Origin of the sequence: Novosphingobium sp. KCTC 2891 (genome assembly GCF_025938155.1) — a bacterium.
Lineage (GTDB): Bacteria > Pseudomonadota > Alphaproteobacteria > Sphingomonadales > Sphingomonadaceae > Novosphingobium.
This window is the reverse complement of the sequence record NZ_JAPCZG010000001.1, coordinates 414,025-433,101: the sequence shown is the minus strand read 5'-3', so window position 1 is coordinate 433,101 and position 19,077 is coordinate 414,025. Positions and strand designations below refer to the sequence as shown.

The 19,077-nt window shown below is 66.1% G+C and carries 16 protein-coding genes; 6 read left to right on the top strand and 10 right to left on the bottom strand.

The features are described 5' to 3' along the window. Positions 1 to 11: 11 nt before the first annotated feature. The 7 genes from OLX02_RS02070 to OLX02_RS02040 all read right to left on the bottom strand — a co-directional run bounded on the left by OLX02_RS02070 (position 12) and on the right by OLX02_RS02040 (position 5,832). Positions 12 to 647: a TadE family protein gene (locus OLX02_RS02070; RefSeq protein ID WP_264419792.1), complete on the bottom strand. Its 636-nt coding sequence runs from the start codon at positions 645 to 647 to the stop codon at positions 12 to 14. Next, positions 644 to 1,174, bottom strand: coding sequence for a TadE/TadG family type IV pilus assembly protein (locus tag OLX02_RS02065; RefSeq protein ID WP_264419790.1), 531 nt, complete (start codon positions 1,172 to 1,174; stop codon positions 644 to 646). Before OLX02_RS02065 ends, OLX02_RS02070 begins: the two co-directional genes overlap by 4 nt. Then, on the bottom strand, positions 1,171 to 2,784 hold the full coding sequence (locus tag OLX02_RS02060) for a pilus assembly protein TadG-related protein (RefSeq protein ID WP_264419789.1): 1,614 nt from the start codon (positions 2,782 to 2,784) through the stop codon (positions 1,171 to 1,173). Before OLX02_RS02060 ends, OLX02_RS02065 begins: the two co-directional genes overlap by 4 nt. A gap of 13 nt (positions 2,785 to 2,797) precedes the next feature. Then, positions 2,798 to 3,121, bottom strand: coding sequence for a hypothetical protein (locus OLX02_RS02055; RefSeq protein WP_264419787.1), 324 nt, complete (start codon positions 3,119 to 3,121; stop codon positions 2,798 to 2,800). Beyond that, positions 3,111 to 4,682, bottom strand: coding sequence for a type II and III secretion system protein family protein (locus OLX02_RS02050; protein WP_264419786.1), 1,572 nt, complete (start codon positions 4,680 to 4,682; stop codon positions 3,111 to 3,113). Before OLX02_RS02050 ends, OLX02_RS02055 begins: the two co-directional genes overlap by 11 nt. Then, positions 4,672 to 5,562 carry a Flp pilus assembly protein CpaB gene (gene cpaB / locus OLX02_RS02045; RefSeq protein WP_264419784.1) on the bottom strand — a complete coding sequence of 297 codons (891 nt, stop codon included), beginning with the start codon at positions 5,560 to 5,562 and terminating at the stop codon, positions 4,672 to 4,674. The genes OLX02_RS02050 and cpaB overlap by 11 nt, the downstream gene beginning before the upstream one ends. A 72-nt stretch (positions 5,563 to 5,634) precedes the next feature. After that, entirely contained in the window at positions 5,635 to 5,832 is a 198-nt protein-coding gene (locus OLX02_RS02040) for a Flp family type IVb pilin (RefSeq protein WP_264419782.1), read from the bottom strand. A 527-nt stretch (positions 5,833 to 6,359) separates the two neighbouring features. On the opposite strand from OLX02_RS02040, the gene OLX02_RS02035 reads away from it, so the two are divergent. The 5 genes from OLX02_RS02035 to OLX02_RS02015 all read left to right on the top strand — a co-directional run bounded on the left by OLX02_RS02035 (position 6,360) and on the right by OLX02_RS02015 (position 14,204). Then, positions 6,360 to 7,079, top strand: a complete 720-nt coding sequence (locus OLX02_RS02035; RefSeq protein ID WP_264419780.1) for a DUF2569 domain-containing protein — start codon at positions 6,360 to 6,362, stop codon at positions 7,077 to 7,079. A gap of 147 nt (positions 7,080 to 7,226) precedes the next feature. After that, positions 7,227 to 9,452 carry a TonB-dependent receptor gene (locus OLX02_RS02030; protein ID WP_264419778.1) on the top strand — a complete coding sequence of 742 codons (2,226 nt, stop codon included), beginning with the start codon at positions 7,227 to 7,229 and terminating at the stop codon, positions 9,450 to 9,452. Continuing rightward, entirely contained in the window at positions 9,452 to 10,681 is a 1,230-nt protein-coding gene (locus OLX02_RS02025; RefSeq protein ID WP_264419776.1) for a cytochrome P450, read from the top strand. The genes OLX02_RS02030 and OLX02_RS02025 overlap by 1 nt, the downstream gene beginning before the upstream one ends. A gap of 25 nt (positions 10,682 to 10,706) precedes the next feature. Then, positions 10,707 to 11,573 carry a helix-turn-helix domain-containing protein gene (locus tag OLX02_RS02020; protein ID WP_264419774.1) on the top strand — a complete coding sequence of 289 codons (867 nt, stop codon included), beginning with the start codon at positions 10,707 to 10,709 and terminating at the stop codon, positions 11,571 to 11,573. A gap of 81 nt (positions 11,574 to 11,654) precedes the next feature. Next, entirely contained in the window at positions 11,655 to 14,204 is a 2,550-nt protein-coding gene (locus OLX02_RS02015) for a cation-translocating P-type ATPase (protein ID WP_264419772.1), read from the top strand. A gap of 13 nt (positions 14,205 to 14,217) precedes the next feature. Here OLX02_RS02015 and OLX02_RS02010 read toward each other — a convergent pair whose 3' ends face one another. After that, on the bottom strand, positions 14,218 to 14,910 hold the full coding sequence (locus OLX02_RS02010) for a VIT family protein (protein ID WP_264419770.1): 693 nt from the start codon (positions 14,908 to 14,910) through the stop codon (positions 14,218 to 14,220). A gap of 33 nt (positions 14,911 to 14,943) precedes the next feature. Beyond that, a complete protein-coding gene (locus OLX02_RS02005) occupies positions 14,944 to 15,270 on the bottom strand; it encodes a TraR/DksA family transcriptional regulator (RefSeq protein ID WP_264419769.1) in 327 nt (108 codons plus the stop codon). Between the two features lie 106 nt (positions 15,271 to 15,376). Between OLX02_RS02005 and OLX02_RS02000 the strand changes: the two genes are divergently transcribed. Further along, positions 15,377 to 16,573, top strand: coding sequence for an MFS transporter (locus OLX02_RS02000; RefSeq protein ID WP_264419767.1), 1,197 nt, complete (start codon positions 15,377 to 15,379; stop codon positions 16,571 to 16,573). Positions 16,574 to 16,736: 163 nt separating this feature from the next. On the opposite strand, the gene OLX02_RS01995 is transcribed toward OLX02_RS02000, so the two are convergent. After that, on the bottom strand, positions 16,737 to 19,077 hold a 2,341-nt coding region (locus tag OLX02_RS01995), incomplete at its 5' end, for a VCBS domain-containing protein (RefSeq protein ID WP_264419765.1).

The window sequence follows — 19,077 nt, the reverse complement described above, 5'->3', positions numbered from 1 at the left end:
CGTGCAGCCCCTTAGTTCGACGTGGTTCCGTCGCCGTCTTCCATCGTCAGCGAGTAAGCGAAATCCGGCAGGTTCAGTGATCCATTGAACAGCACACCCATGATCGGCGCGTAGCGTGCGCCGACGAGCCTGACCGTCACCAGCGGCGCGATTTCCATCCCGTCGGGATCACCGGCAAAGCCCAGCCCCGAACCGCGATATTCGACCGTCACCTGCCCCGCGGTGATCTGCGGATCGACCTTGGCCATCCGGGCAAAGATCGCCTGGAACGCGGCGGTGTCTGCCTGCATATCGGTGACGCAGGGACCGGTCTTGCAGGTGCAGGTAGCACCCTGCGTGCATTGGATCAGGCCCAGCGCGGCCACGGGAATGGCATCGCCCTGTCCCAGCACCGGCGAGTTCGCATCGGCGGGGTTCACATTCCGGCCAAGGTATTCCTCGGTCACCAGACCCTGCGCGACCGGGTTGGTCACGACCGCCATTCGCGCACCCATTTGCGTAGCCTTTTCAGCGGTGTTTAGCCGCCAGGCGAAACCTCCCACATCGATCGCGCCGAACACGAACAGCAGGAAAAGCGGCAGGACCATCACGAATTCCACCGTCGATGCCGCGGCGGTATCGCGCCAGAAGCCGGGCGAGCGGCTCATATCCCCACCCCTACTGCCTGCTGCTGCGCGAACAGGCGGAGCGACGAGCGGAACCCCGTCAGCGTGCCGAACAGGCTGGGGTAGTTGGGCTTGGCGATCACCACGATCCGCGGCGCGAAGCGGAGCGCGGAATAGAGCCCGGTGGTCTGGCCGACGCAGCTGTAGCGGATAACCACTTCACCATCTGCGGCGGCGGCGCTCCACGTCCACAGCCTTGGCGATGTTCCGCCCGCGACATTGCCATAGACGGCGACGCGCGCGATCGGGAGCCACCGGGCATTGCCGCTGGAGAGGTTCGCCTCGGCCGTGGCGGCAGTGCAATTCCACGTGTCCAGCGGCAGCCGGCTGGCATAGCGCGCGGCATCGCGCACGCCTTTCAGCACCTGATGTTCGGAATAGAGGAAGTGCCCGCTTTCCATCGCCAGGGCCATGACCATCACCGCAACCGGCGCGATCAACATGGTTTCGACCGCCGCCGCGCCGGACTGATCGCGCCAGAGCGCCGCAAGGATAGCCCGGACGCTCATTTGATCAGGAACGGCTTGTCGCGCCGCGTGAACTGCGAACCGGAAGCGCCCGCGCCCTGCACGGTGGGCCCGATGATCTCGACATAGACTTCGCCCGAGGTGGTGTAGGTGTTTACACCGGCCGCGTCCTTGCGGTCGGCGGTGGGTTCGACGAGGAAAACGTCCATCCACGCCAAAGGCGTGATCGGCTTCTTGCCCGCCCCGCCGGGGACCGTTGAGCAGTCCACCACGGCGGCCGGAAGGACGCGGCGGTCGGGCCTGGTTGCACTCGGGGTGATGCCGGGCTTGCAGATCGGCGCGGCATAATCGGCATACTTGGCCGATTTCGAACCGTTGAAGACCCGACCCGCTGCCGCGATCTTACCGTTCGCCCGCTCCCACCGATAGACTTCGTAGCGCGTGGGCAAAGCCGGATTCTTGGCACTGCTTACATCGCTGGCGTAGGCCTTGCCGTAGTTGGTATTCCAGTAGGCATCGATATCCCACGTGCCGTTGCCGATCCGGCCGCGACCGGCGGCACCGGGATAGGCGTGGACCAGATCGCGAGGGTATCCCATGGCATCGGGGTAGGCGATCTTGGGTTTCACATCCTTGTAGAGCGTGGCCCCCGTCGGCCTGTAGGGCGTTTCCGACTGCACCCAGCCGGCGGTGCCCATCGCGCACTCGTTCTTGCTGAGGGTGGTCGGCGCGGCCGCGCCACCGCCTTTCAGCTTTTGCACCAGATCCTTGCGCGCATTGTCCGATGGCGAGCAAAGCCCATCCGAGTAGCATTTGATCGGATCGGGATTGTCATAGATGTCGAAGCGCGTGTTGAACGCGGCGGCCAGGTTCTGGGTATTGCCGTCCTGCGTATAGGGCTGGTTGATGGAAATGCAGCGACTGGGCTGCGCATCATAGCCCATCAGCTTGGCGAACTCCTGCTGCACCTTCAGGTTCTTCTTGGTGACGCGGGTGACGCCGGGGTCGAGGAACGCGAGTTGCCCGGCGGTCATGCCGCTGTTGCCCGTCGCCGTTTCCGGGGTCAGAGTCAGCAGCAGTCCCCGGCCGACGTTGGCCGCGATGTCGAACGTGGCGGGATTGGCCGAGGGGTTGCAGATCAGCACCGGCGGAACCTTGCACAACGTCGATTCCAGCCCCGCCGTGGCCGACGCGGTGATGCTGGCCGAAGACAGCAAGCCGACGATCGGGGTCAGCGTGTATTTGGCGGTACGCGCCGAGAGCGTGACCCTGACGTAGCGCGCCGTTGCGTCGGTCGCGGTGGCGTTCGCGCCGCTCTCGGCGTCAGCCTGAGAAGCATAGTAGGCGAGCGAGGCGACCGACAGCTTGTGGCTGGTGGCGGCGTTCCCCGCCAGCAGCGTGTTGTTGACCACCAACGTGTTCGCCGCGCTCTGGGCATTGGCGCGCGAGCCAGCCGCCCCCGTCAGCTGGGTGGATGCCGCGAGCGCTGCCTGATCGGCTGCGTTCTGCAATTCGGTATCCAGCCCCGCGAGCTGCGCATAGTCATAGCCCACCCCCGCCATGGCCACCACCGCGAACAACGACAGCACGTAAGATGGTGCAATCGCGCCCGCACAGTCATGCCAGAGGTTGCCGATCGCACGGATCTTCATGGGATGGAGCCCGTCAGCCTCCTGAACTGCCTGCGCCGCCACCGCCACCGCCACCAACGGCGTTCGACGTGCGGATACGTTCCGGCTTCTTCACCGCGTCCTTGCGGTAGCGCTCCACCGCCGCCGCCGCGTGGGCGCCGCTCGTCACCGGATCGGCATAATCATAGACCGGATCGGGATCGATGATCTGGGCCGCCATCGTTTGGCGCATCGCCTCGCCCATTGCGGCATCGCTCGCCGATCCCGGCGGCGACAGCGTAGAGCACCCTGCGATCACCGGCAGCGCCAGCAGCACCACCCCGGCCCACGCCCGGCCCCGAATCCGCTCAATAGGCATAGGCTGGCTCCTTCTTGCCATCCGCCACCGGCGGCAGTTCCGACGAAGCTTCGCCGGTGACCTTGGGCGCGCCCTGCGCCGCTGCGGCATCGCCGGCTGCGTTTCCGGCGCCGGGTTTGACCGGAAGCAGCGGCTTCGCCCGGCCCGACCGTCCCATCAGGATGGTCTCGATCGCAGTGGGATCGGTCACGGCATCGGTGGGCAGCCGAACCTGCGCCTCGGTGAGCGGCGCCACGAGATGCGGCGTCACCACGATCAGAAGTTCAGTCTCGCCCTTCTGGAATCCGCTGGAGCGGAATAGGCTGCCGATGATCGGTACCGAGCCGAGCAGCGGCACCTGGCTGACCGTGGTCTTGAAGTCCTTTTGCAGCAGCCCGGCGATGGCGAAGCTTTCGCCATCGCGCAGTTCCAGCGTGGTGCTGGCGCGGCGGGTCCGCAGGCCGGGAATAGTGATGTTGCCCAGCGTGAACGAGGCCGTGGGATCGATCGCGCTCACCTCGGGCTCGACCACCAGGTTGATCGTGCGGTCGCCCAGCACCGTGGGGGTGAAGCCCAGGCTCACGCCGAACGGCTTGAATTCCACCGTGATCGGCTGCGTGCCCGATGCGCCGGTCCCACCGCCGCCCTGCACCACGGGGATCGGGAACTCGCCGCCGGCGAGGAACGAGGCACGCTCGCCCGAAAGCGCCAACAGCGTCGGCTGTGCCAGCGTCTTGGCCATCCCCTTCGTTTCCAGCGCGTTCAGCGTGGCGTTGAGCGTCAGGCTTCCGATGTAGAAACGGTTGCGGAAGATGCCGAAGCTGTTGGTGATGGCGCTCATCTGGAGCACCGGCGCGCCGGGCACGGTCTGCCGGATGGTGGTGCCACCGGCCTGCGTTTCGATGGTGGTGTCCTGCCCGGGCACAAGCTGCGCACCCTTGCCCACCACCGACCCGAAGGTGTTGCCGTTGCCGAAGGCGCTGACGCCCACGTCGAAGCCCGAATTGCGGCTCACTTCGGCAAAGCGCACTTCCAGCATGACCTGCTGGCTGGCGCCCACGCTGACGAGGTTGACCACCTTGTCGCCGGCGAAGGCTCTGGCGAGTTGCATCGCCCGGTCGACAGCCCCTGGATCATTGACAGTACCGGTCAGCACGATGGATTCGTTGGAGACTTGCGCCTCGATCTTCTCGCCCGGAACCAGCGCGCGGAGCTGTTCGCCCAGCGCTTCCACGTCCGGCCCCACCGCGACGTCCATGATCGACAGCACCCGGCCGTTGACGTCGTAAAGCGTCAGGCTGGTGGTGCCCATCTTCTTGCCGAGAACATAGATCGAGCGCTCGGTGATCGGCAGCACGTCGGCGATCTCGTCGTTGCCGACCATCGCCTTGGCGATCATTCGGTCGGTGCTGACGACCTGGCTCTTGTTGAGCGGGATTACCAGCGTGCCGGCATGGCGCGACGCCGGCGGGATCGGCTGGGCGAAGGCTGCCGGAACAGCAGCAGATGTGCAGCACAGCGCCAGCGCCACGGGGGCCACGAACGAGAGCATGGTGGGCTTGAATGCGCCGTCAGAAGGCATGAGAGACCTCATAGTCGGTCGATTTGCCCTTGCGGACGATGGTCATCATCGGACCCTTGGGACGCGGCGGCAACGGCACCGCAGCCGGTGCCTTACGCGGCGCGGCAGCAGGAGCTGCCGCAGCAACTGCGACGGGCCGGTCGATGCGCGGCGCGGACGACGAAAGATCGCGAGCGGTCACGGTGCCGCCCATCGCCGCCGGACGGGCCGTGATATTGCGCAGCGCCAGGCTGAGCGAACCGAGTTCACGCGCGAGCGTGAGTTTCTGCGCGCCCGACTGATCGACTTCGAGCGTGGCGGTGCGGGCCACTGTGGGATCGGTCTTGCCGGGATCGGCCACCTGGTCGATGGCAAGGATCGGCACGGCCTGCATCACCACGTCGGTCATCTTGTCGTTAGAACCCGCGCCATCGCCGGGAATCTGGCGGGTCAACAGCACGTCGACGACGTCGCCCGGCCGCACGAAGCCGGCAACCCCGGTCACGTCGTTGATCGGAATGGCAACCGCCAGTTTTTCCGGCGGCAGGTTGACCGAAAGCGTGGCGCGGCCATCGCTTCCGGAAAGGCGTGCGGCCAGCAGAGGCTCACCCGGGACGATGGACTGGAGCGCGACGCGCGCCTTGCCCAATTGCTCGAGGCTGGTGAAGGCCCCTGCGGGCACCGCCTGCGCCGGCCATTTCACCAGCACTGCGTTAATTCCATTGACGGGAGCACCGAAAGCGATGGGCCTGCTGGCGACCACGATCCGCGTTAGCCGCGCATTGCGCGCATCGGCGTCCTTGCGGCTTTCCAGTCCCGAAAGGACCACGTTCAGCAGATAGACCGCGACAAGACCGATGACTGCGGCAACGGCCAGCGCGATGGCGCCGTTTCGGTTCACTGGACCCCCAATCCCAAGTATTGAGCAGGTCGCACCACCGGCGCGACCTGCTTCATCTTCATGTACGCCTGATCAGCACGCGGTGCCGTCGGCCGAGTTGGCACAAGTGGTAAGGTAGGCGCCCTTGGTCGTCATCGCCGCCTTGAGGCTGCCACCGAAGGCCAGCGCGCCGCCGGCGACAGCGCCGCCCAGAACGGCAATCAGGATCACGTATTCAGCAGCCGAGGCGCCGGATTCGTCACGAAGGAAGTTGGCGAAGAACTTGGTCATGTATCATCCCCTTGTCCGGCGGCCCCAAATACGAGGATCGCGCCGCTAACAATGACTAGGCTCCGGCATCTATTTCCGGATCACCTGCCGCCGCCATGAGGTTTGAGACGTGCATCTGGCCGCAATGCTTCGCGGTTCCGTTTGCCATGCCGCACTCCCCAATGCGTGACCCCCCCTTGCTGTTACCGCCGGGCTTAAGAGTCAATGTTAATATTGTCTACAGACTTCACCTTTAATTTCAGTAATTTAGTCTTCTAATATACCTCAAAATGGTTAATATCTGTCCTGAAATCAAACACATGAAGGCCCTTGGCGTTTACCATTTCTACAGTGAGACGCGGTATCGAGGCAAAATGTCACGCAACCAATCCATCCCCACACAGACCATGGATATACTGGCAAAGAAGTCCCGGGATTCTGAGCTACTACTTTGGATATATCGGGTAACTCCCCATCGTCACGCTCGCCAGATCCGCAGTGATTCGGCACATCATCGCGGTCCCGGTCATCCAGCCCGCCATGAGACCATGGCGATCACGATCTGGATCGCGCTGGTCGTCGTCGCCGCCGCGCTGAAGGCCGCCACCGCGCCCAGCCCGCCGGCCGGACTGATGCAGGCGCTGGGCATGACACTCCCCTTCCTCGTGCTCGCCGCAGCGCCCGTTGCAGGATACCGCCTTGCCGGACGAATGCTCGCCGACCCTCGGCGCTATCGCCAACCATCCCTGCGTCTCGCGCGCTACGGATCGTGGCGCAGCGCATCGGACGCCGAGTTGGCGCTCGCCCAAAGCCACAAGCCCGGCTTCGCATGGGCCTCACTAGCTGCCGGCATCCTGCTCAACGTGCCTGTCCGTGCGTTGGAGTTCCTGCTGATCGTGCCCGCGGTTTCCCCCGCCAATCCACCGTGGGCGCACGCCGTGGTCCACGCCTTCACGTTCGATGCTGCGGCCATGTGCTTCGTCTATTCCGCTTGCTTCGTCGCGGCGCTGCGCCAGGCGCCGCTGTTTCCCCGGATGCTGGTCGGCGCGTGGCTGCTGGATGTTGCCATGCAGGGCCTGATCGCACTCTATGCCGGCCATCATGGCCTGCCCTCTCCGCTGGTCGAACCGATGACGGCGATGCTGGTCACCAATGTGCGCAAGGTGGCGATCAGCGCGGCGATCTGGCTACCCTACCTGCTGATATCCGACGCCGTGAACCTGCGCTGCCGTCGCCGCATCAGGGTATCGCAGACGATCCTCGCCTAGCACCGCACCATATGCTGCGGCGTTTCCCGCAGCAAGATTGTGCAAATTTCCGCACAATCGGGTGAAACGCCTTTCACGCACCGCATGGCTATGATCGCCCCAGAAAAGGCCGCTCCAAAATCGGCCACATCGTGGGGAGAGACAATCATGCGCAAGTTCGCCGCTACCGTCCTGTTGCTCGGCACCGCGATGGTCCCCGCGCTCGCAGCCGCGCAAAGCGCCGGCAGCAATGCCGCGGCAGCCGACGACGGCGTCATCGTGGTCACCGCCCAGCGCCGCGAACAGTCGCTGCTCGACGTGCCGCTCGCGGTCTCGGCGGTCAGCGGCGACAGCCTTGGCTCCAAGGGCATCACCAATTCCGCCAACCTCCAGTCGGCGGTGCCCAACCTCCAGATCAGCAGCCCCTACGGATCGACCCAGCCGAACTTCAGTCTGCGCGGCATCTCGGTCGCCAACGAGTACAACTCGAACCAGGCATCCCCCGTCGGCGTCTATCTCGACGACGTCTACCTCGCCAACCGCACCGCGCACGGCATGGGCCTGTTCGATCTGGACCGCGTGGAAGTGCTGCGCGGGCCGCAAGGCACGCTGTTCGGCCGCAACACCACGGGCGGCGCGATCAACTTCATCACCCGCGCGCCCGACCTTTCGGGCACCGAGGGCTATGCCGAAGTCGGCTATGGCCGGTTCAACACGGTCACCGCACAGGCCGCGCTGGAGACCACGCTGGTGGACGATGCGGTGGGCCTGCGCGTGGCGGGCAACCTCGTCAACGGCGATGGCCAGATGCGCAATGTAGCGCCCGGCGCGCGCGATCCCTATGCGCAGGACAGCGTGCAAGGCCGCGCCATGCTGCGCATCCGCCCGGCCGGCGGGCCGCTAGACATCAAGCTAAAGGCCTATGGCGGGCGCGACCGGGGCACCGGCACTGCCGTTCACGGACTTGGCGCATTCCGCACCGGGCTGGGCTTCTTCGAGACGAACGAAAACCGCATCGGTCGGGCCAATACAGACGCTTGGGGATTTTCGGCGAACATCTCCTACGAGATCAACGACAGCCTCAGCTTCACCTCCATCACCTCGCGCGATGGCGGCAAGCAGGATCTCGACCAGGCCGCAGACGGCGCCCCGCTCGATATCCTGCAGATCCGCTGGAAGTCGGACTACGACCAGTTGAGCGAGGAAGCGCGCTTCAACTACAGCAGCGATGCGCTCACGCTCGTTGCCGGCGCGTTCTATGGCTGGGACCGCGTGGTCACGGACAATCGCTTCAACATCGGCAGCGCGCTCGGGCCTTCCGTCGACGGCGGATTTTTCCAACACTACAACCAGCGCCGCTCCTCCACCGCGCTGTTCGCGCAGGGTGACGTGAAACTGGCCGATGCGCTGACCCTGACGCTTGGCGCGCGCTATACGTGGGACCGCGCGACCTACAAGGACGGCTACGCCTACCTGTTCCTCGGCGGGGTGGACGATGCGATGACGCCGCTGGCCACCACCGTGCCCTGCGCCGGCGTACCCGGCACCTGCGCCTATGATCCTTCCGCTCGTTTCGCCCTGAAGGGCGGCAACAACGCGCTGACCGGCCGCGTGGCGCTCAGCTACAAGACAGCGGGCGGCGCGCTGCTTTATGCGAGCTACAACCGCGGTTACCGTTCGGGCGCGTTCAACGGCGGCGGCTACACTTCCTCCGCCGGGATCAGCTATATCGACCCCGAAAAGGTCAACGCCTACGAACTGGGCGCCAAGGGCCGGATCGGCGGCGTTCTGACGCTGTCAGGCGCATTGTTCTATTACGATTACAAGAACCAGCAGGTGCAGGACACGCGCGCCGGGCCGGTCTCGTTCCTGGTCAACGCACCCAAGTCCGAAGTCTATGGCGGCGAACTGGAGGCGAGCGCCCGCGTCTCGCCGATGCTCAGCCTCAACGCCTCGGCCGGCTATCTCCATGCGCGCTACAAGACGCTGACCTTGCAGGGCACCGTACTCGACGGCAACACCCTGCCCTTCGCGCCCGAATGGACCTTTCAGGCCGGGGCGGACGTGACGCCCTACGATGGCGCCATCGGCAAGCTGACGATCTCGCCCAGCGTGTCTTTCTTCAGCAAGCAGTACTTCTCGCCGTTCGACACGGTGAACGCGGTGGGATCGCCGCAGGTCAATTCCGAACTGATGCAAGGCAGCTATGCCAAGGTGAACCTGACTGCCGCGCTCAAGACCGGGCGCGTGACGATCAAGGGCTTCGTCACCAATCTGTTCGACCGCAAGACCTATGTCTATGGCCTCGATCTGCGCGGCGCTGGCTTCCCCTACAACTTCCTGGTGCCCGCCTTGCCGCGCACGTTCGGCGGCTCCGTCCGGGTAGACTTCTGATGAGCCTCGATCTTTCCACCGACCTGCGGGATCCCGGCCTTTATGAGGCCGGGGTTCCGTGGGATCTCTTCGCCGCGTTGCGCCGGGAAGATCCGGTGCACTGGAACCCCGAGGCCGACAGCACCGGCTTCTGGGCCCTCACCCGCCACGCAGAGATCGTCGAGGTTTCGCGCAATCCGGGGCTGTTCTCGTCCGCCTACGAGAACGGCGGCCACCGCATCTTCAACGAGAACGAAGTGGGCGTGATCGGCGCAGGCGACGGTGCGATCGGCATGGCCTTCATCTCGCGCGATCCGCCATCGCACACACAGTACCGCAGGCACGTCATGCCTGCGGTCTCGCCCGCGCGGCTGGGCGACATCGAAGCCCGTATCCGCGAGCGCGCGCTCAAGCTGATCGACGCGATTCCGCTGGGCGAGGCGATCGATCTTGTACCGCTGCTGTCCGCGCCGCTGCCGCTGCTCACGCTGTGCGAGTTGCTCGGTATCGCGCCGGAAATGTGGCAGAGGCTCTATCACTGGACCAATGCCTTCGTCGGCGAGGACGATCCGGATTTCCGCCAGAGCCCGGAAGCAATGGCGCAGACGCTGGAAGAATTCGTCGCATTCGCCGCCGAGCTTTTTGCCGCGCGGCGGGAAAGCCCCACATCCGACATTGCCTCTCTGCTCGCCAACATGGAACTGGGCGGAGAGCCGGTCCCGTTCCGCGATTTCCTCGGCAACCTGATCCTCGTGCTCGTCGGCGCCAACGAGACGACACGCAATTCGCTGTCGCACTCGGTCCGGGCGTTCAGCGAGAATCCGGACCAGTGGCAAGCCCTGCGCGCCGACCGCGGCCTGCTCAAGACCGCTGCCCCCGAAATGGTCCGATGGGCCAGCCCCGTCCTGCATATGCGCCGCACCGCCACCGCCGACACCGAGCTGGCCGGCAAGACCATCCGCAAGGGCGACAAGGTCGTGCTGTGGTATGCCTCGGGCAACCGCGACGAAACGGTGTTCGACGGCGCCGACCGCTTCGACATCGCGCGGGCGAAGAACCCGCACGTTGGCTTCGGCTTCGGCCAGCACGTGTGCGTCGGCTCGCGTCTGGCCGAAATGCAACTGCGCGTGGCGTTTGACATCCTGGCGGATCGCGTCGCATCCTTCCAAGTAACCGCGCCGTCGCGGCGGTTCCGCTCGAATTTCCTCAACGGGCTGAAGAACCTCGACGTCGTGCTGAATCCGGCGTGACGACCGGTAGCAGGGAGGATCCGGGATGGCGGAAAGCTGGACCAACGAGCAGATCATAGCCGATGCGCTGGGTCGCAGGGCGGACGTGCAGATCGGTGCCCGCGATGCGTCGTGGCGCCTGTCGCGGTGGCGGCAGTTCGTCGGCACCTACGAACTGCCCGCGCTGCCCGATCCGACCTTCGTGGTGCACATCGCCGGCAAGCCGCGCGTCAAGACCCGGCTGAGCCATGGCTGGAGCGAGACCAGCTCGATCCCCGGCTGCGCCACGATCGTGCCTGCGGGCCGACCCAGCGGCTGGCTGGTCGATGGCGAACTTGACGTCGTCACCCTGTCCATCGCCTCACGCGATCTCGAGCGCTCCTCCGCGCGCGACCAGTTCGCCGCCATGCGCTTCGCCTTTTCCGATCCGCTGGGCGTTGCCCTGACCCGGCAGGTACTCGCCGAACTCTATGCCCCGCAAACGGCAGAACGGAAGGTCTACGTTGCCACTCTGGTCGATGCGCTGAAAGCCCATATGCTGCGGGGGCCGTTCGCGGCCAATGACACCGCGTTTCCCGTCTCGGAGTTTTCCGCGCACCGCATCCACCACGTGATGAATGCGGTGCAGGAACGACCGGCAGAGGAACATTCGATCGAGGCGATGGCCGCACAGGTCGGGCTCACCCCCTCGCACTTCTGCCGCGTGTTCAAGCGTGCCACCAGCCTCACCCCGCACCAATACGTGATGAAGGCCCGGATCGAGCGCGCGCAGGAAATGCTGGCAACGACCGAATTGAGCATGGCGCAGATCGCCGAGGCAATGGGCTTTGGCAGCCAGAGCCATTTCGCGCGGGCCTTCCGCAACTTCACCGGCACCACGCCCACGATGTGGCGGGGCAACGGCAGCGGCTGACGGATCGGCGCCTTGCAGCCCATATCTTGCGCGAGCCGAAAGAACGTGTGCCGAACCGTGTTTACGGCATAGGGTGCCGCCATGACATCGCTGCCCGACAACGCAATGGCCGGCCTCTCCGCCACGCAGGTGCGCGAACGTCTTGCCCGTGACGGGCCGAACGAACTGCCTCGCCAGAAGAAGCGCCCGCCGTGGCGCATCGCGCTCGACGTGCTGCGCGAACCGATGCTGGCGATGCTGCTCGTGGCGGGAGGCGCCTATCTTTTGCTGGGCGAAACCAGCGAAGCGCTGATCCTGATCGTTTTCGCCGGGTTCTCGGTCGCGGTCACCATCGTGCAGGAAGCCCGCACCGAGAACGTGCTCGACTCGCTGCGCGATCTCTCCGCCCCGCGCGCGCTGGTGATCCGCGACGGGGAAACCGTGCGCATCCCCGGCCGCGACGTGGTCGAAGGGGATATCCTGCTGCTCGACCCGGGCGACCGCATAGCCGCCGACGCGCTGCTGATCGAAGCACGCGAACTGGAAAGCGACGAATCGCTGCTGACGGGTGAATCCGTGCCAGTACGCAAGCGTCCGGCAGGACCCGGCGATGCCGGCGGTGCCGAACCCGGCGGAGATGACAAACCGCAGGTCTATGCCGGCGCCATCGTCACCCACGGCAGCGGCACCGCGCGCGTGATGGCCACCGGCCCACGCAGCCGCATCGGCGCCATCGGCCGCTCTCTTGCCGCGATGGACACCGAGGCCCCCCGCCTCCAGCGCGAAACCAGCCGGATCGTGCGGATTTGCGCGGTCGGCGGCATCGCCATCGCTGTGCTCGTCTTCGCGCTCTATGGCCTGCTCCGCGGCGGCTGGCTGGATGCGCTGCTGGCGGGCATCGCCATCGGCATGTCGCTCCTGCCGGAAGAGTTCCCGGTCGTGCTGACGATCTTCCTCGCCATGGGCGCCTGGCGCATTGCACAGGCGGGCGTGCTCACCCGGCGCGGCTCCGCGATCGAGACGATGGGCGCCACGACCGTTCTGTGCTCAGACAAGACCGGCACGCTGACGCAGAACCGCATGGTCGCGGCCCAGCTGTGGATGCCCGATGGCACCACCGCCAGCGTAGCCGACGGACAGACCGACTCGCGCTTTCACGCCTTGCTGCAGCATGGCGCGCTGGCCAGCGCCCCGGTGCCGGTCGATCCGATGGAAGTGGCCTTCCACGAAGCAGCGAACGGGATCGCCACGGAGCGCCCGCGCGACTGGACGCTGGTCCACACCTGCGGTCTCAGCCCGGAACTTCTGGCCATGTCGAACATCTGGCAATCGGCCGATGCCGATGCGCCGCTGGTGGTCGCGGCCAAGGGCGCCCCGGAAGCGGTGGCGCGCCTGTGCCGGCTCGATCCCGCCGCGCAGGCCCGTCTTGAAGCGGCAGCAACCGCGATGGCTGCGCGCGGGATGCGCGTGCTCGGCGTGGCATCGGCCCAAACCGGCCCCGCGAACGCCGTCACCGACCACCGCGATCACCAGTTCGACCTGCTCGGGCTGATCGGCCTGCTCGATCCCCTGCGCCCGGGCGTGAAGGAAGCCGTGGCGCAATGCCGCTCCGCCGGCATCCGCGTGGTGATGATCACCGGCGACTATGCCGCCACGGCACAGGCCATCGCAGCAGATGCCGGCATCGCGCAGGGCGAAACGCTGACCGGCGCGATGGTCGCCACGTTGAGCGATACGGAACTCGCCGAACGCCTGCGCACCGTGTCGATCTGCGCGCGCACCATGCCAGAACAGAAGCTGCGCATCGTCAACGCGCTCAAGGCGGCGGGCGAAGTGGTGGCCATGACCGGCGACGGCGTGAACGACGCGCCCGCGCTCAAGGCCGCGCACATCGGCATCGCCATGGGCAAGCGCGGCACCGACGTCGCGCGCGAGGCCGCCTCGATCGTGCTGGTCGAGGACGATTTCGGCGCCATCGTCTCCGCCATCCGCTTGGGCCGGCGCATCTACGACAATATCCGCAAGGCGATGGGCTTCATCTTCGGCGTGCACGTGCCGATCGCGGGGCTGGCGGTGCTGCCGCTGCTGTTGGGAATGCCGATCCTGCTCGGCCCGATCCAGATCGCGCTGCTGGAAATGATCATCGACCCGGTCTGCGCGCTGGTATTCGAGGCCGAGCGCGAGGAACGCCAGTTGATGCAGCGCCCCCCGCGCGCGCCGGACGAACGCCTGTTCAGCGCCGCGCTGGTGGTGCGTTCTGTGGCGCAGGGCGGCCTGGCGCTGCTGGTTCTTGCCGCACTGCTCATCGGCGGCCAACGGATGGGCCTGCCTCCGGCAGAGCTGCGCACGCTGATGTTCTTCGCGCTCGTCGCCGCGGTGCTGGCGCTGGTCCTCGCGCACCGCTCATTCAGCGCGCGCCTGAGCCATGCGGTGCTGCGGCATAACACCACGTTCCGTTACGTGGTCGCGTTCATCGCAGCGGGATCGGCGGCAATCCTGGGCATCGGCCCGGTCCAGCGCTGGCTCGGCTTCGCGCCGCTGGCGTGGTCGCAGATCGCGCTGGCCACCGGTACCGGGCTGCTCCTGCTGGTGATGTTCGAGGCGGCCAAGGCTGTGGCCGCCCGGCTCGCCCCCAGGGAAACCTCTGCCTGAGCGGCTGCCTGCGTCAGACGCTCGTGCCCACCAGTCGGCCGATCCCGGCGGTCAGCGCCATCGCCAGCGCGCCCCAGAACACCACGCGCACCACAGGCTTCAGCGGCTTCGCCCCGCCAGCCTTGGCCCCCACCGCGCCCAGCAGCGCAAGGAACAGGATCGAGCCGGCCCCCTCGCCCGCCACCATCAGGGGCAACGGCAGCACGGCGGCGAGCACCAGCGGCAATGCCGCGCCTGCCGTGAACGTCGCGGCAGAGGTCAGCGCCGCCACCACGGGGCGCGCCGTGGTCACCTCGGTGATGTGCAATTCGTCGCGCGCGTGTGTGCCGATGGCATCGAACGCCGTCATCTGCTCGGCCACCCCCTTCGCCGTCGCGGCATCAACCCCGCGCGCCACATAGACCGCCGTCAGCTCCTTCAGCTCTGCTTCGGGCGAACTGGCCAGTTCCTGGCGCTCACGCGCCAGATCGGACTGCTCGGTGTCGGCCTGCGAACTGACCGAGACGTATTCCCCCGCCGCCATCGACATCGCGCCCGCCACCAGCCCCGCCACCCCGGCTACCAACAGCGCCGGGCGGTCCGCGCCCGATGCGGCCACGCCCAGGATCAGGCTCGCGGTCGAAACAATACCGTCATTGGCCCCCAGCACAGCGGCACGCAGCCACCCGATGCGCTCCACAAGATGCATTTCGCGGTGTGGTCTCATGTCATGAATCCCCCTGCTCAGCTCCGCCCGTGCTCACTGTTCCTGCCGCGCGCAGGCGATGCACAGCGCCGCTTCGGGACGTGCCTCCAGCCGAGCCGGCGCAATGCTGTCCCCGCAGCGCACGCATTCGCCATAAGTGCCTTCCGCGATCCGCTCGATCGCACGAGCGACCGACGCGATCTCGCGCCCGACCAGCGCCGCCTGCGCCTCCAGTGAATCGTCGTCCTCCACCTCGACCGCGCGCTCGGACGAATCGTCGTCGAGCGGCTCGGTCAGGTCGCGGGCGATCCGGCCATGCCGCGCCGTGAGTTCCGCCAGCTGATCTTCAAGACGAGCCTTTGCCGCTGCAATGTCGACCATCGACGAAATCCTTTTGTGGTGCCCTGTACCTATCGGACGTTACCATGGCACGGGGCATTGAACAGGCCACTGTTTCGCGCAGGGCGGCATCGGAAGGCGGCAGGGCATGAACAAGGCCGAATTATCGCAGGAAAGCCTCCGCCCCGGCATCCCCCGGACCGTGATCGCGCTCGGCTTCGTCAGCCTGTTCATGGACCTCTCGTCCGAAATCATCCACGCGTTGCTGCCGCTGTTCCTCACCGCCACGCTGGGCGCCAGCGTTGCCATGGTCGGGATGATCGACGGCATCGCCGAAGCCACCGCCGCCATTTCCAAGATCTTCTCCGGCTATGTGTCCGATCGGATCGGACGGCGCAAACCATTGATCCTGCTGGGCTACGGCCTTGCCGCGATCACCAAGCCGCTGTTCGCAGTGGCCAACGGCGCGGGCGTGGTGCTGGGCGCCCGCTTCGCCGACCGCATTGGCAAAGGCCTGCGCGGCGCCCCCCGCGATGCGCTCGTGGCGGACGTCACCCCGCCAGCCATCCGCGGCCGCGCTTTCGGCCTGCGACAGGCGATGGACACGGTCGGCGCCTTTCTCGGCCCGCTGATCGCCATCGGGCTGATGATGCTGCTGTCCAACGATATGCGCGCCGTGTTCCGGATCGCGGCGATCCCGGCGATCCTCTCCGCGCTGATCGTGCTGGTCTGGGTGAAGGAACCGCCCCGCCCCGCCGGACACGCCGCGCGCCCACCGCTGCACTGGCGAGAAATCGCCCATCTCGAACGCGGATACTGGCCGGTCGTGGGCATCGGCGTGGTCTTCACACTCGCCCGTTTCAGCGAGGCGTTCCTGGTGCTGCGCGCCTCGGACCGAGGACTGCCGCTGGCATTGGCCCCGCTCGTGCTGGTGGCGATGAACGCGGTCTATTCGCTCGGCGCCTATCCCGCCGGGATCATCTCGGACCGGATCCCGCCCCGTCGTCTGCTCCAATGGGGTCTCGTCTGCCTCGCCCTTGCCGACGGGCTGCTGGCCTTCGGCTCCGGCCTCGTGCCGATCTTCGCGGGCATCGCACTGTGGGGCGGGCACATGGCGCTCACGCAGGGCCTGCTCGCCAAGATGGTGGCAGACCAATCGTCCGAGCGCCTGCGCGGCACCGCTTTCGGCCTGTTCAACCTTGCCACCGGCATCGCCATGCTGATCGCCAGCGTCGCAGCCGGCCTGCTGTGGGACCACCTCGGCCCGGCCGCCACCTTCATCGCCGGCGGCGCGCTGGCCGTGCTCACCCTGATCTTGAGCGCGGCGGTCAAAGGCCGGACATGACTGCTACAGTGGCGGCCAGAACCTGATTGTACCGCCCCGATCATCAGCGCCCTGTCGAAGGACGCGTGCAACGCCAGGCTACAAGGTCCCCGGCATCACACCACGAAAAAGGGGCCGGCGATTGCTCGCCAGCCCCATGCATTGCTTCAATTGAGCCAGCCGATCAGGCGATCAGCAGGAAGTCGCTCGCGTCCAGCGTTCCCGTCATGCCGGTCAGCGTGGCGATCAGCTGCTTGGCGCCGCCGCCGTTGCCGTCGGCATCGTAGTAGAGCTGATTGGTGGTCGTATTGAACAGGATGTAGTCATTGGCATCAACCGCGGTGCCGGTAGCATTGGCCGCAAAGTTCGCCGCAGCAAGCGACGTGCCCGCCGGCAGAGCGGTGAAGGTGGCATGGCTCAGATCGAGCCAATCCTGCGATGCGCTGGTTTCGGAAGCGTCGAAGTCCAGGATCTTGTCCGCATTGGCCGCACCGAACGACGTGAATACGAAATGGTCGTTCCCTGCGCCGCCAAGCAGTTCGTCGTTGCCGAGGCCGCCATTCAGCTTGTCATCAGCGGCGCCACCGGCAAGTGCATCATCGCCGTCGCCGCCGCCGATCACGTCGCTTCCGTTCAGGCCAAAGCTGATGTCGGATGCAGCATGGACTGCGACGAGTACCTTGTTTGCCGCCGAGCCATCATTATCGCCATTGGTGCCGACATTGATGTAGTACGTTTCCGTCTTGGTGTTCGATTGGTCGTCAGTGGCCGTGATCTCCACCGTGAACGATTGCACCCCGCCGCCCGTGGAAATGGTGGTCGCGCCGACCTTCAGCAGTCCGTTGGCATCGATCGTGAACTTCGATGCATCCGCACCGCCAAGCGAGTAGCTCCAGGTCAGGCTGTCCGGATCCACCGCAGCAAATGTGCCGACTTCTTGGGTTGCACCAAGATTGCCCTGCTGCGCCACTGACGCGCCACCAGTAGCCAAATGGAATGCGATGTCAGTCGGGGCCAGCCCTTCCGCCACATCGGTCACGGTCACTGCGATCGCCTGGTCATCCGATGCCGAACCGTCCGAAGCACGCACGATCACATCGTAGATGTTGTTGCCGCCAACATCGGTCGGAACCTCGAAATTCGGTGCCGAAGCGAAGGCAAGCGCACCGGTCGTCGCGTTGATCGTGAACTTGCCCTGATCCGCGCCGCCCACGATCGAATAGGCAATCGAGGGGCTGTCGATGTCCGTCGCGTGGACCGTGGTCACCGCCGTGCTGTTCTCGGCCACGCTGACATTCGCCGTGGCGCCGCCGCCGTTGTTGTCGATCACCGGCGCATCGTTGACCGCAGCAATCGCCAGCGTCAGCGAACCCGCCGTCGAGGCATTCAGGCTATCCGCCACGTTGTAGCTGATCGCCACATCGCCGTTGAAGTCGGCGTTCGGATGGATCGTGTAGGAGCCATCGGCGTTCGCCGTGAACGTCGCATTGGTCACCCCGAAGCCGGTCACCGAAAGCGCCGTGCCATCCTCGGCATCGCTGAACCCGGCCAGCAGCTGCGCCTTGGTCACCGTGTAGTCGGTGTCCTCGGTGCCTGCGGTCAGCACGGTGGTCGCCGAACCGGTCGGTGCATCGTTGGTGCCGGAGATCGTCACCGAGATCGTGTGCTCGGTGCCGTCGGCGGTCTTCACCACCAGGCTGTCGGTGTAGTCGACGCCGTCCTTGAACTCGTCGTGCGCGTTGTTCGCCGCGTAGGTCCATGTGCCGTCCGTCGCGATCGAGAACTTGCCGTAGCCCTTGTCGCCCGCCGCATCGGTCTGCGCAACGAAGTCCGACGAGCTGTCAACGTCCGTCGCATCGAGCTTGCCGCCGGTGCTCAGCGCAGCGTTCGTCTCGGTGAGCGCCTTGCTGTCGGTGCCGGTGATTTCGGCCGCGTCGTTGGTGCCCGTGATCGTCACCGAGATCGTGTGCTCGGTGCCGTCAGCGGTCTTCACCACCAGGCTGTCGGTGTACTTCTGGCCGTCCACGAACTCGTCGTGCGGGCTGTTCGCCGCGTAAGTCCACGTGCCGTCCGCCGCGATCGAGAACTTGCCGTAGCCCTTGTCGCCCGCCGCATCGGTCTGCGCAACGAAGTCCGACGAGCTGTCAACGTCCGTCGCATCGAGCTTGCCGCCGGTGCTCAGCGCGCTGTTCGTCTCAGTGAGCGCCTGGCTGTCGGTGCCGGTGATTTCGGCCGCGTCGTTGGTGCCCGTGATCGTCACCGAGATCGTGTGCTCGGTGCCGTCGGCGGTCTTCACCACCAGGCTGTCGGTGTAGTCGATGCCGTCCTTGAACTCGTCGTGCGCGTTGCTCGCCGCGTAGGTCCACGTGCCGTCCGCCGCGATCGAGAACTTGCCGTAGCCGTGATCGCCGGCAACGTTGGTCTGCACGACGAATGCGGCCGAGCTGTCAACGTCCGTCGCATCGAGCTTGCCGCCGGTGCTCAGCGCGCTGTTCGTCTCAGTGAGCGCCTGGCTGTCGGTGCCG